Genomic DNA, 12,411 nt, shown 5'->3' with positions numbered 1-12,411 from the left:
TCACCCTCGTGGATCAGACCCAGGAGGATGTGCTCGGTGCCGATGTAGTTGTGATTGAGCATCCTGGCCTCTTCCTGAGCCAGAACGACAACCCGCCGCGCGCGGTCGGTGAACCTCTCGAACATCTCGTCGCTCCTCACAGAGCGGTTGGGCAGAGTCCGGAACGTCCGGACCTGTCCTTCCGCATGCTAGCCCGCCCCGAGGAGGCCGCCCGGTGCACTCCCACCAGAAGACGTTCCCCAGCTAAGCGCTGTTCATCCTCATCCAACTACCGTACTGATGCGTCATGTTCCCGCTACGCCGCGAGCGAACGGGCCTTTGCCCGGCCCCTTCACGAGCGGCTCACCAGCACCATTGCGAGGGCCCGGCGTGGTCACAGGGCGGCCCTTCCGCTCCGGCGGGGCGGGAATCGCACCTCTTGTACGCCACAAGCGAACGCCCGCCGGGCCCGAACGACCGCCCTCGAGGCGAACGCTCGTCCTTCTCGGTCCGCTTCGGGGCGCACTTCAAGATCAATCCGCCCGTCCTGTTCGCGCAATGCGAACGGCCCGCCTCGCGTCGCCGCTCCTGCGGCGGACGGTGGAAGGCGGGCCGGTCGGTCCGGACGAGCCGGTGCGGGCCGTGGCGGTCCGGTCGGCGGGCCCTCGTGACCCCCGCGGGGACCGCGTCCCCGCTCCCGCCGACCCGGTTCCGGTCGGCCCTGCGGCCGACCGTCGCCGCTAGTTGGCGGCCTCGTACTGCTCGATCACGTTGGCCGGGATACGGCCGCGCTCGTTGACCTTGATGCCGCGGGCCTTGGCCCAGGCCCGGATCTCCGCGCTGCGCTCACGGCTGGACGCGCCGCGCTGCCGCCGGCGGCGCTGGGTTCCCGCCTTGCGGGACACCTCCACGAACGGCTGAAGAGAATCCCGCAGCTTCTTCGCATTGGCGCTACTGAGGTCGATCTCGTAGGAGGCGCCGTCGATCGAGAACGCTACGGTCTCGTCCGCCTCGCCACCGTCGAGGTCGTCGACGAGAAGCACCTGAACCTTCTGTGCCATGAGGACAGACCTTTCAGACTGGAGCAAACTGCATTCGGCTGCAAACATATACCGCGAAGCGCGTCGATGACAATTCGACACCCGCGATGAAGTTTGCTTCCCCCACGGTAACTCATCGTAATCGGACACCATCCGAATCGAGCATGATCCGGCGCATCCCGGCCGGGCGCGTCCGCCGATCGGGAAAAAACCGGGGCGGGCCGCTTAACGGTCCGGGCCCGATCGTCCCACGAACCGCCGATTAACCCCGACGTAACGCCCCTAACCGCCCCCTGCCTGGGGGCGGGCGTGCCGGGACGAAGGTCGTCCTAAGTCGCGCGGAACGGCGGTGCGGCCGGGGGTGCGGAAGAGATGACGTGCTTGGAAGAGATACCGAAGGCGGCCGGAAGTCCAACGCAAGACGGGCGTGAAGGTCGCGCGAAGGTGGCGTGAACCCGGCTGCGGTAGGCGCTGGGCGAACTCTTCCCTCGAGTCCGGGACGGGCGAAACTCTCCAACGGCCCCAAGACGGCGCCGCCCACGGGGGCCCGGATCCCAACTCCCCCATGTAAGGGGATTTGCGCGCATTATGTCAATCGATGGTGTTCTTCACCACGCCGGTTCCCGCCATCCGGTCGTGGACGGCCCTGCGCTCGGGTCCGCGGAACGCCGTCCCGACGTTCACGACCCAGAAGATTCCGGCCAGCAGGCCGAGCACCGGAACCGGCCGCAGGGCGATCGGAACGGCGTACACGGCGGCCCTCAGGGCGGCGCGCGCCGGGTCCGGGCGGGAGCCGTCCGCGGTGACGACGCGGACGCCCGCGACCCGCTTCCCGAGCGTCCGCCCCCACAGCGCGAGCTGGACGGCCTCGTACACGAGCAGGGCGGACGCGACCGCCGTCGGGGACCAGTGGTCCGCCGTGTCGTGCGGAAGGACCGCCCGCAGCACCAGCACCACGGGCAGCCCGACGGCCAGGGTGTCCACGATCCGGGCGAGCAGCCGCTGCCCCGGCTCGGCCTCGCCGGACGCCGCGACGGCCGCCCCGTCCACGGGACCGCCGGCGGGAGCGGCCGCCACGCCCTCCGCGGCGGCCGCTCCCGGAGCCCCCGGGCCGCCCGCGCGTTCCTCCACGCGTTCGTCCGGTGCGGTCATCGCCTAACCCGCGTAACCACCGCGGCCTGACTGGCCGCTTTCGTAGGACGATCCATATCCCTGGTCGTGGCCTTGGTCATAACCCCCCGCGTCCTCGTATCCCGCCCGTTCGTCGATGACGACGGTTCCGGCGAGCCGGTCATGCAGGGCCTGGTGCAGCGGCTCGTCCCAGATGGCCCACAGATACGCCATCAGCATGCCGCCCGCGACGAGCAGTTCGCCGGTGAACGCGTAGTTCCAGACCTTCACCGCGACGATCAGAAAGAAGAAGACACCGATCTGGTAGCCGATGTTGTTGATGGCCGCGCGCCAGAGCGCGTGCGCCGCGCTGAGCGGTTCGCCCAAGGGTTGCGCGCGCACGACGCCGATGCCGAGCCAGCGCTTCCCGAGCGTCCGGCCCCACATCGACAACTGGACGGCCTCGTAGACGAACGGAAGGACGGCCATCACCGCGAAGAGGGTGATGAAGATCGGCCAATTCCAGACACCGCCCTCGTTGGCGGCCTTCTTGCTCGACCCGCCGGCGCCGGTGACGGCGAGGGTGACCGGCAGGACGAGCGCGAAACCGAATGCCGACACCATGATGCCGTCGATGATTCGCGCGCCCGCGCGCCGCAGGATCGGCGCGGGGACGAGTGCGGGAGGCTCGGCCTCCTCGTATTCATAGCCGGACGAGTCGTACGCCGGGGCGGCGTAGTCGGTCGTCTCGTTCGCGCCGCCGTCGTTCCAGGACGGCGTCCCGCCGCTTTCCCATTGCTCGGTCCGCGGCTGCCGGCCCTGGCCCCACTGGTCGGGCTGTTGCTGTTGCTGTTGCTGTTGCGGTTGCTGCCACTGCTGCTGCTGTGCGGGCACGTTGGACTGCTGCCACTGCTGTTGTTGTCGCGCGGGCGGGCTGGACTGCTGCCACTGTTGCGGCGGCCCGCCGTACGAGGGGTCACCCTGGGACGGCTGGTCCTGCCGTCCCCGGTGGGGGAAGTCGCTCATGGGTCAATCCTCCAGGCGGAGCAGCATCCGGGTGTTTCCCAACGTATTGGGCTTCACCCGGTCGAGGTCCAAGAACTCGGCCACGCCTTCGTCGTAGGAACGCAGAAGTTCCTCGTACACCTCGTGGGACACGGGCGTTCCGAGGATCGGGCGGAATCCGTGACGCGCGAAGAACTCCACTTCGAACGTCAGGCAGAACACGCGCCGGACGCCGAGCTCGCGCGCGGTCTCCAGCAGCCGGGTCACGAGCCGGTGCCCCACCCCGCGTCCGCCGTGCCCCTCCGCGACGGCGACGGAGCGCACCTCCGCGAGGTCCTCCCACATCACGTGCAGGCCGCCGCAGCCGATGATCGGCGCGCGGCCGTCCGGTCCGGCGGCCTGGAGGTCCTCCGCGACCCAGAACTCCTGGACGTCCTCGAACAGCGAGACCGTCGTCTTGCGCAGCATGCGCGGCCCCGGACCGGCATGCCTGCCGATCAGCCGCGCGATCGCCTCGACATCGGGCGTGCGGGCCCGCCTGATCACCACTTCCACAAGCAGGCGACGCTATCGGACTCCGCGGGGTCGGCGCGGTCCGGGAAGCGGGCTGGGCTGCGCCGACACCCTCCGGACGCCCGCCCGGACGCCCACCGGACGCCGTGGGGCGGCCGGGCGGCGCGCCGAATCTGGGGGCAAACCACCGCGAAAGCGGCGTGCCGAGCAGCCCGGCACGGGGATCTACCAGGCACTTCACCAGAAGGACGGCGCCCTGCTCGGCTTTTCGCATGTTCTGGTTGGCATCCCCTTCCCGCTCCGTTAGTGTCCGGCTCTGAATCGGGTTTCGGACCGTGACCGACCCGATCCGCTGAGTATCCGGACCGCAGCCGGCCGCCCGGGGACCGGGGACCCGCCTTCGGTGACACCGCGCGGCGCGACGGCCGCGCCGGTCGCCGGCCGGGGAGAATCCGCCGAACGCCCGCGACCGCCGCATCCGCGGCGTCCGCGCCGCGCGACCGGCCGACGGGCCGCTGCCATCCGGACCCGACGGCCGGCCCGGTAGGCGGACGAGGAGAGGAGAACCGCGTGGAGCCATCGCGCCCTGCTTCAGTTCCCCGCGCCCGCCGGGCCACGTCCCGGCGCGCCGCCGTGGTGGCCGGACTGGCCGTCGCGTTGACGGCCGCGCCACCGGGCCTCGCCGCGCACGCCGAGCCCAAGCCGTCCGGCGACAAGGAACTCACCTCACGGGCGCTCCATCTCGCCGACCAGTTAGAGCAGCTCACCGAGCAGTACAACGGGCTCAGGGTGAAGCTGCGCGAGGCCCAGGCGGCCGCGAAGGCCGCGACCGCGACCTCGCGGCAGCAGAACGCCGCCCTCGAGGGCCTCCGCGCCCGGCTCAGCCGCCTGGCGGCGACCACCTACATGCAGGCGGGCGGGAACGACCCGGCCGTGTCGTTCGTCGCCTCGGCGAACCCGCAGCAGGTCCTGGACCGGGCCGCCACACTCCGGTACTTCGCCACCCAGAACAGCACGCAGTTCGTGAACCTCCTCCAGACGATGCAGGCGGCCGACCGCGCGTTCAAGGCCGCGCAGCAGCGCGCGCAGGAGGTGGGCTCCCTGCGCGGGCAGGTGGACGCGCAGCGGACGAAGGTCTCCGACGCCTACGAGCAGATCCGCGGGCAGCTCGTGAAGCGCCACCCGGAATCGGTCGCGAAGCTGCCGGTCGTCGGCGACAACGTCGGCGCCCGGGCGCTCCGGGCCGCGATGACCAAGCTCGGCGACCCGTACGTGTGGGGCGCGTCGGGACCGTCCAGCTTCGACTGCTCCGGCCTGGTCATGTGGGCCTACGAGCAGCTCGGCGTCAACCTGCCGCACTACACCGGCGACCAGTGGAACGCGGGCACGCACGTCACCCGCGACCGGCTCCGTCCCGGAGACCTGGTCTTCTTCTATCCCGACCTGCACCACATGGGCCTGTACGTCGGCGCGGGGAAGATCCTGCACGCGCCGCACACCGGCGACGTCGTCAGGATCGACAACCTCGCGGGACGCCCCTTCGCCGGAGCCGTCCGCATCGCCCACTGACATCCGCGCGGCCCGCTGACATCCGCGCCGTCGGCGGGGGTTCCAGGTGCGCTCGGCCGGGGGCGCCGCGTGCCGTCGCCGTTCGCGGGCACGGGTCGTCCCGGCGAGCCGCGTCCTGCGGCGACGCCCGGGGCAGGGGGAGCTTCACTGCCCCGGCGGGACGTCGCCGCCACGGGGTCGGACGAGACGCTCGTCGGATCGGCCGGGACGCCATCGGCGCGGCGTCGCCCCTCGTTCACGGGGCGGGCCGTGCCTCCCGGCCGGGTCGGTAGTGGTCAGATCAGCTGCCTTCGGGCCGCCCACACCACGGCCTCGATAGGGGTGTTGACCTCCAGCCGGTCGCAGATGGTCCGCAGCCGGCGGCGCAGGGTCCGGGCGCTCAGCTCCAGTTTGCGTGCCGCCACATCAGCGGTGACACCACTGGCGATCTGGGCGAGAAGCTTGATCTCCTCCTCGTTCAGCCGCAGTTCGTCGGTGCCACGACGTGCGAGTGTGGCCTGTTCCACTCCGTCCTCCCTCGTCCGTGGTGATGACCGCGGGGATGCAGCCGCCTGCTGCACAGGCACGGGTAGGCCGAGGTCTACGCGTCGGGTTGCCGGGGTCCGGATCGCTCCGGACCAGATCATCGATTCCTGGGTCGGCGTGCTTGGCCGGAGGTGGCCGCCTGCGTGAACGGGTCGCGGGACGGGGGAACTCCGGGTCACGATTCAGTCGTTGAGCGTCCGAACACCGGCGCGCCGTCCGGCGCGGAGGGTCCGACCGCACGGCCGCGGACGGAGCCGACGCGGCGGGGCCCGCCACGTCCGGGACGGGTCATGATCGCCAGCCATCCCACCCACCCTTTCTCGCCCGATCCGACGACCCCCGTTAGGGTGAAGATCGTGAATCGTTTCAAGCTACGCTTCGGCTCGGAACGCTAGGCGGCCGGATCCGGCCCGTCAAGCGCCGATTGCGCACGCTGTGTGCTTGTATGGACTCTGCGAGTGACTGCCCGTTCGGAAGTGATCCGCGACATACTGCGCGACCTGCGGAAACAGTTCCGGGGCGGACGAGGAGTGAGTTGTCACAGACCAGTATCCGGGAGGTTGCGAGGCGTGCCGGGGTCTCAGTTGGGACCGTTTCGAATGTCCTAAACCGGCCAGACCTGGTGGCCGAAGCTACCCGTGACCGCGTGCGCGCGGCGATCAAGGAGCTCGGCTTCGTCCGCAACGAGTCCGCGCGGCGGCTCCGTCAGGGGCCCGCGGCGCATCCGGAGCCCCCCGCCGTCACCCCGCCCTCCCGTGCTCCCGCCTACGGGGTCCTCGTCGAGGATCTCGCCAACCCCTACGCCTCCGATGTCGCGCGCGGCGCCGAGCGCGCGCTGTACAAGGCCGGCCGCGACGTGCTGTGGCTGTCCAGCGACCACGACCCCGCCAAGGAGCGGCGCGGTCTCGACCTGCTCGCCGCGCAGCGCGCCGAGGGCGTGCTGGTGATCCCGGTCGGGATGGACGACACCGACGTCGCGCGGCTGCGCGCCGCCGGGATGGCGGTGGTGCTGCTCGACCACGCCCGTCCCGGCGTCTGCTCGGCGCGCGTCGACCATGTCGCGGGCGGCGCCGTCGCCGCCGACCGGCTGCTCGCGCTCGGCCGCCGCAGGATCGCGTTCGTCAGCGGGCGCCCGGAGCCCCGTCCCGTGGTCTCCCGCCGCGAGGGCGCCGCGCGCACGCTCCTGAGCGCGGGGACCGGCACGCCCCCGGTGTTCACGATGGACGCGCTGACGCCGACCGAGGGCCAGGCCGCCGCGCGGCGGCTGCTCGCGCTGCCCGAGGTGCCGGACGGCGTGTTCTGCGCCAACGACCTGCTCGCGATCGGCCTGACCAACGAGCTGGTGCGGCTCGGCGTCCGGATCCCGGACGACATCGCCGTGATCGGCTACGACGACATCGAGCTCGCCGCGTCCGCGGCGGTGCCGCTGACGACCGTCCGGCAGCCGCGCCGCGAGCTGGGGCGCGCCGCCGCCGAGCTGGCCCTCGCCGAGACCGCCGAGGGCGCCTCCCACGCCCACCGCGAGCTGGTCCTGACCCCCGAGCTCATCCTCCGCGACTCCGCCTGATCCCTCCACCTGATCCCGCCGTCGCCGTCGCCGTCTCCGCAGCCCGCCCCCTCCGCCCATTGACAGAATGTTGTTCGGTCTGCGTCCCTGGACACATGGCGACGACCGGTGTGCCCGGGGCGCGGGCGATCCTGGGGTTCGATCCGTCCGATCCGGCGTTCCGCGCCGACCCGTACGCCGCGTACCGGCGGATCGCGGAGGCGGGGACGCTGACGCGCACGGAGGCCGGGCTGTGGGTCACGGCGTCCTACGGATTGTGCGAGAGCGTCCTGCGGGACCACCGCTTCGGGCACCGGCCGGAGGGCGGCGGATGGCGCCGGGCGTCCCGCCCCTCGTTCCTGACCATGGACCCGCCCGACCACACGCGGCTGCGGCGGCTGGTCGGGCGCGCGTTCACGCCGCGGCTGGTCGAGCGGCTGCGCCCGCGCGTCGAGGAGGTCGTGGACGGCCTGCTCGCGGACGCCGCCGGAGGTCCCTTCGACCTGGTCACCGGCCTCGCCCACCCACTCCCGGTGATCATCATCAGCGAGCTGCTCGGCGTCCCGGCGCGGGACCGGGACCGGTTCCGCGGCTGGTCGGACGCCCTGGCCCGCGGCCTCGACCCCGACTTCCTGCTCCCGCCGGACGATCTGGCCCGGCGGGACGAGGCGCGCGCGGAGTTCGGCGCGTACTTCCGCGAGCTGGCGGCGCTCCGCCGGGACGACCCGCGCGACGACCTGCTCACCGCGCTGACGGCGTCCTACGACGGGGACGCGCTGACCGAGGCCGAGCTGCTGGCCACGTGCGTCCTGCTGCTGGTCGCGGGCCACGAGACGACCGTGAACCTGATCGGGAACGGCGCGCTCGCCCTGCTGCGGAACCCGGACCAGCTCGCCTGGTTCCGCGCCCATCCGGACGCGGCGTCCGTCGCGGTCGAGGAGCTGCTGCGGTACGACCCGCCCGTCCAGTTCACCGTCCGGGCGGCGCTGGAGGACGTCGAGCTGGCCGGGACGCCGATCCGCACCGGTGAGATCGTCCTGCTGCTGACCGGCGCGGCGAACCGGGACCCGGCGGCGTTCCCGGACCGTCCGGACGACCTGGACGTCACCCGGTACGCGAATGCCGAGACCGCCCGCCATCTGGCGTTCGGCCTCGGCATCCACTACTGCCTCGGCGCTCCCCTGGCCCGGCTGGAGGGCGGGGTGGCACTGCGCGAGCTCTTCGCGCGGGACGTCGTCCCGGCGGAGGGGCCCGGCGGCCTCGACGAGCCGTCCTACCGGGACAACATCGTGCTGCGCGGGCTCGCCGGGCTGCCGCTCCTTGTCGCTCCGGCTTGACCTATTCCGGCTTGACCAGGGGGAACAGGATGGTGTCGCGGATCCCCTTGCCGGTGAAGGCCATGATCATCCGGTCGATGCCGGCGCCCATGCCGCCGGTCGGCGGCATCGCGTACTCCAGCGCGCGCAGGAAGTCCTCGTCGAGCTGCATGGCCTCGGGGTCGCCCCCGGCGGCCAGCAGGGACTGCTCGGTGAGGCGGCGGCGCTGCTCGACCGGGTCGACCAGCTCGGAGTAGGCGGTGCCGAGCTCGGTGCCGAAGCCGATGAGGTCCCACTTCTCGGTGAGCAGCGGCTCGTCCCGGTGCTGCCGGGTGAGCGGCGAGGTCTCCACCGGGTAGTCCATGACGAACGTCGGCTGGATCAGCGTGTGCTCGATGAGCTCCTCGAAGATCTCCTGGACGAGCCTGCCCTGGCCCCACCGGGCGTCCGGCTCGATGCCGTGCGCCTCGGCGATCTTCCGGACGGCCTCGATCGGGGTGTGCGGGGTGATCTCCTCGCCGACCCGCTCCGAGACCGAGCCGAACAGGGTGATCCGCGGCCACTGCGGCAGTCCGAGGTCGATCTCGACGTCGCCGTGCCGCACCACGCTCGTGCCGAGGGCCGCGACGACGGCCTTCTGGTACATCCGCTGGGTGAGGTCGGCCATGCCGTTGTAGTCGAGGTAGGTGCCGTACGCCTCGAGCATCGTGAACTCGGGGTTGTGCGTGGAGTCGGCGCCCTCGTTCCGGAAGTTCCGGTTGATCTCGAAGACCTTCTCGATGCCCCCGACGACGAGCCGCTTGAGGTACAGCTCGATCGCGATCCGGAGGTACAGGTCCATGTCGTAGGCGTTGATGTGGGTCTTGAACGGCCGCGCCGCCGCCCCGCCGTGGATCGGCTGGAGCATCGGCGTCTCGACCTCGAGGTAACCCTCGTCGTGCCAGAAGTCCCGGACGGCGCGCACGGTGCGGCTGCGCAACCGGGCCATCTCGCGGGCCTCGTCGTTGACGATCAGGTCGACGTACCGCATCCGGACCCGCGCCTCGGGGTCGGTGAGCCCGGCGTGCTTCTCCGGCAGCGGGCGCAGGCACTTGGCGGTGATCTCGAACGACTCCGCCATGATCGACAGCTCGCCGCGGCGGGACGTGATGACCTCGCCGGTCACCCCGACGTGGTCGCCGAGGTCGACCTCGCGCTTCCAGAACTCCAGGCGCTCCTCGCCGACGTTGGCGAGCGACAGCATCACCTGGAGGTCGCCGGAGCCGTCCCGGATGGTGGCGAAGCACAGCTTGCCGGTGTTGCGGACGAGCATGACGCGCCCGGCGACGCCCACCGTCTCGCCGGTCTCGGTGCCGGGTTCCAGGTCGGGGTGTTTCGCGCGGACCTCGGCGATGGTCGCCGTGCGGGGGTAGGTCACCGGGTACGGGTCGACGCCGGACTCGCGGAGCCGGTCGAGCTTCTCCCGGCGCACCCGCATCTGCTCGGGCAGGTCGTCGTAGGTCTCGTCACTCACGGCCCAAGGTTACCGACCCGTCGCCTCTGGGCGGGAATCGTTACCCGCCCGAGGCCCTCTCAGGCCGTCTCAGGGCCCTCCTGGCCCCTCTCAGGGCCTCGGCAGGGGCGGCGGTGGGACGAGAACGGGACCGAGGTCGCGGGCCAGGGCCACGGCGAGCGAGCGGAACGCCCGGACCTCCAGGCGCGTGTCGTCCCGGCGGGCGGCGAGGACGCTCTGCTCCCACGGCGCGTCCAGGAGCGGGACGAAGCGGACGCCGGGCCAGCTGTAGAACCGGACGAACGAGTAGAGGCCGGAGCTGAGGCCGCGTCCGGCGGCGGTGCCGGTCAGGACGTCCTGTGGGGTGCGGACGCCCTCCGGGTTGAGCCGCGGGGCCTCCCCGTTGCGTCCGGCGGAGAAGTAGAGGTAGTCGGCGAACGCGCGGGACACGCCGTCCGGGAGGCCGAGGAAGGGCTCGTCGACGACGTCGGCCATGCGCAGCGCCCCGGCGTCGGCGAACGGGCCGCGGTCCGGGACGGTGATGATCCGCGGCTCGGTGGTCATCGGGTCGGACACGAGGCGCTCGTCGTCCGGGGCGGGACGCAGGAACGCCACGTCCACGCGGCGTTCGACGAGGGCCGTGGCGTGCTCGGTGAAGTCGAGGCTGACCACGGTGACGGGCGTCTCGGGACGGGCGCGGCGGAACGCGCGCAGGATCGCCGGGGTCAGCTCGGCCGAGCCGTGGACCATGATCCCGACGCGGAGGCCGGTGGGCGGGGCGTCGTCGCGGAGGTCGGCGACCGCGTCGGCGGCGGCGTTGGCGGCCGCGAGCGCGGCGCGCGCGTGCGGGACGAGCCGCTCGCCCGCCTCGGTCAGCCGCAGCGGGGAGCGTTCCAGGAGCGGGACGCCGAGCTCCCGTTCGAGCTGCCGGACGTGTCCCGTGACGGCGGGAGGCGACAGGAACAGCCGTGCCGCCGCGCGGGCGAACTGCCCCTCCTCGACCACCGCGAGGAACGAGGCGAGGTGACGGAGCTCCACAGACCCCACGCTATCGGGACGGACCGGACGCCTTTCGTCCGGTTCACGATTCGTGAACCGCTTTCCCGATCCCGGGCCGGGATGCGTAGACCGGACCTCATGGCCACAGTCACCTTGCCCCGCTCCCCCTCCCCCGAACGCCTCTCCGCCTGGGGGCCGGTGGCGCTGGCGATGTTCGGGGTCGGCTGGGGCGCCAACCAGTTCGCGTCCCTGCTCGGCCTGTACGCCGACCGGCTGCATCTGGGCGGCGGCGAGACGCGCGCGATGTTCGGGATCTACGCGCTCGGGCTCGTCCCCGGCCTCGCCCTGGGCGGACCGGCGTCCGACCGGCTGGGGCGACGGCGGCTGGTGGTGCCGTTCGCCTCGCTGTCCGCGCTGGTCACGGCCGTCCTGATGGCGGGCGCGGCCGTCCCGTCCCTGCTGTACGCCGGACGGCTCGCCGCGGGCGTCGTCACCGGCGCGGTCCTCGCCGCCGGGACGGCCTGGGTCAAGGAGCTGGCGCCGCGCTCGGGGACCCGCATCACGGCGCTGGCGGTCTCGGCGGGCTTCGGGGCGGGGCCCCTCGCGTCCGCGCTGGTCGCGCAGTGGCTGCCGCATCCGCTGCTGACCGCGTACGTGCCGCACCTGCTGATCATGGGGGTCGCGGTGCCGCTGCTCGTCCGGGCGCCCGAACCGGATCGTCCTGCGACGTCACCCCAGGCGGCGCGGACGGAGGCGGAGGCGCCGGACGGGCGGGGCGAGTTCTGGGCGGCGGTGGCGCCGGTGGCGATCTGGTCCTTCACCGCGCCGGTGAACGCGTTCACGGTGCTTCCGGCCGAGGTTCCCGTCCATCACCTGCGGATCGCGTACGCGGGGCTGGTCACGGCGGTCACGCTCGGGTCGGGCATGGCGGCGCAGCCGTTCGCGCGCCGGCTGGAGGCGCGGCATCCGCGGCTGGTCGCGCGGACCGGGCTCGGGCTGACGACGGCGGGGCTGGTGATGGCCGCGCTGACCGCCGCGTCCGGGATGCCGGCGCTGAACGTCGCCGCGGCCGTCCTGCTCGGGGCGGCGTACGGGTTCGTCCTGACCTACAGCCTCGGCGAGGCGGCGCGGATCGCGGCGCCGGGCGAGCTCGCCCGGCTGTCCGCGATCGTGTACGCGCTCGTCTACGCCGGCATGTTCACGCCGCTGCTCGTCACCGCGCTGACCGCCCTGGCGCCGCTGACGGCCCTGCTCGGGACGGGCGCGGCGCTCGCGGCGCTGTCCCTGACCTGGATCTGGATCCGGGTCTAGCCGGGT

At 72.4% G+C, this 12,411-nt stretch carries 12 protein-coding genes; 4 read left to right on the top strand and 8 right to left on the bottom strand.

The window, feature by feature from the left end:
• From EBO15_RS47265 to EBO15_RS10605, 5 genes are all read right to left on the bottom strand, one after another.
• Positions 1–125, bottom strand: a 125-nt coding sequence (locus tag EBO15_RS47265; RefSeq protein ID WP_139578418.1) for a Clp protease N-terminal domain-containing protein, incomplete at its 3' end; no start/stop codon positions are given.
• Between the two features lie 594 nt (positions 126–719).
• The gene (locus EBO15_RS10620; protein WP_026414171.1) at positions 720–1,040 is read right to left on the bottom strand and encodes a histone-like nucleoid-structuring protein Lsr2; all 321 of its coding nucleotides are present in this window, start codon (positions 1,038–1,040) and stop codon (positions 720–722) included.
• 570 nt (positions 1,041–1,610) lie between these two features.
• Positions 1,611–2,171, bottom strand: coding sequence for an RDD family protein (locus tag EBO15_RS10615; RefSeq protein WP_199744450.1), 561 nt, complete (start codon positions 2,169–2,171; stop codon positions 1,611–1,613).
• A 3-nt stretch (positions 2,172–2,174) separates the two neighbouring features.
• A complete protein-coding gene (locus tag EBO15_RS10610; protein ID WP_122194169.1) occupies positions 2,175–3,155 on the bottom strand; it encodes an RDD family protein in 981 nt (326 codons plus the stop codon).
• Positions 3,156–3,158: 3 nt separating this feature from the next.
• On the bottom strand, positions 3,159–3,689 hold the full coding sequence (locus EBO15_RS10605) for an amino-acid N-acetyltransferase (protein WP_122194168.1): 531 nt from the start codon (positions 3,687–3,689) through the stop codon (positions 3,159–3,161).
• Between the two features lie 528 nt (positions 3,690–4,217).
• Between EBO15_RS10605 and EBO15_RS10600 the strand changes: the two genes are divergently transcribed.
• Positions 4,218–5,216 (top strand): C40 family peptidase, encoded by a 999-nt coding sequence (locus EBO15_RS10600; RefSeq protein WP_233616104.1) that lies wholly within the window; start codon positions 4,218–4,220, stop codon positions 5,214–5,216.
• Between the two features lie 275 nt (positions 5,217–5,491).
• Here the strand turns inward: EBO15_RS10600 and EBO15_RS10595 are convergent, their stop codons facing one another.
• Positions 5,492–5,722, bottom strand: coding sequence for a LuxR family transcriptional regulator (locus EBO15_RS10595; protein WP_026414168.1), 231 nt, complete (start codon positions 5,720–5,722; stop codon positions 5,492–5,494).
• 464 nt (positions 5,723–6,186) lie between these two features.
• Between EBO15_RS10595 and EBO15_RS10590 the strand changes: the two genes are divergently transcribed.
• Together EBO15_RS10590 and EBO15_RS10585 are read left to right on the top strand one after the other, a co-directional pair.
• Positions 6,187–7,308 (top strand): LacI family DNA-binding transcriptional regulator, encoded by a 1,122-nt coding sequence (locus EBO15_RS10590; protein WP_122194166.1) that lies wholly within the window; start codon positions 6,187–6,189, stop codon positions 7,306–7,308.
• Positions 7,309–7,403: 95 nt separating this feature from the next.
• On the top strand, positions 7,404–8,624 hold the full coding sequence (locus tag EBO15_RS10585; protein ID WP_122194165.1) for a cytochrome P450: 1,221 nt from the start codon (positions 7,404–7,406) through the stop codon (positions 8,622–8,624).
• Between the two features lies 1 nt (position 8,625).
• On the opposite strand, the gene lysX is transcribed toward EBO15_RS10585, so the two are convergent.
• Together lysX and EBO15_RS10575 are read right to left on the bottom strand one after the other, a co-directional pair.
• Positions 8,626–10,116 (bottom strand): bifunctional lysylphosphatidylglycerol synthetase/lysine--tRNA ligase LysX, encoded by a 1,491-nt coding sequence (gene lysX, locus EBO15_RS10580; RefSeq protein WP_122194164.1) that lies wholly within the window; start codon positions 10,114–10,116, stop codon positions 8,626–8,628.
• Between the two features lie 90 nt (positions 10,117–10,206).
• Positions 10,207–11,133, bottom strand: coding sequence for a LysR family transcriptional regulator (locus EBO15_RS10575; RefSeq protein WP_122194163.1), 927 nt, complete (start codon positions 11,131–11,133; stop codon positions 10,207–10,209).
• Between the two features lie 99 nt (positions 11,134–11,232).
• Between EBO15_RS10575 and EBO15_RS10570 the strand changes: the two genes are divergently transcribed.
• The gene (locus tag EBO15_RS10570; RefSeq protein WP_158628180.1) at positions 11,233–12,405 is read left to right on the top strand and encodes an MFS transporter; all 1,173 of its coding nucleotides are present in this window, start codon (positions 11,233–11,235) and stop codon (positions 12,403–12,405) included.
• The last annotated feature ends 6 nt before the right edge of the window (positions 12,406–12,411 follow it).

Origin of the sequence: Actinomadura harenae (assembly GCF_003696215.1) — a bacterium.
Taxonomy (GTDB): domain Bacteria; phylum Actinomycetota; class Actinomycetes; order Streptosporangiales; family Streptosporangiaceae; genus Spirillospora; species Spirillospora harenae.
The sequence above is the reverse complement of the archived record's forward strand: the minus strand, read 5'-3'. Positions and strand labels throughout refer to the sequence as shown.

Excerpts from the sequence above, each read along its gene's own strand:
- EBO15_RS10620 (WP_026414171.1), bottom strand. The coding sequence starts at position 1,040 with ATGGCACAGAAGGTTCAGGTGCTTCTCGTCGACGACCTCGACGGTGGC.
- EBO15_RS10590 (WP_122194166.1), top strand. The coding sequence starts at position 6,187 with ATGGACTCTGCGAGTGACTGCCCGTTCGGAAGTGATCCGCGACATACT.
- EBO15_RS10585 (WP_122194165.1), top strand. The coding sequence starts at position 7,404 with ATGGCGACGACCGGTGTGCCCGGGGCGCGGGCGATCCTGGGGTTCGAT.
- EBO15_RS10570 (WP_158628180.1), top strand. The coding sequence starts at position 11,233 with ATGGCCACAGTCACCTTGCCCCGCTCCCCCTCCCCCGAACGCCTCTCC.
- EBO15_RS10615 (WP_199744450.1), bottom strand. The coding sequence starts at position 2,171 with ATGACCGCACCGGACGAACGCGTGGAGGAACGCGCGGGCGGCCCGGGG.
- EBO15_RS10610 (WP_122194169.1), bottom strand. The coding sequence starts at position 3,155 with ATGAGCGACTTCCCCCACCGGGGACGGCAGGACCAGCCGTCCCAGGGT.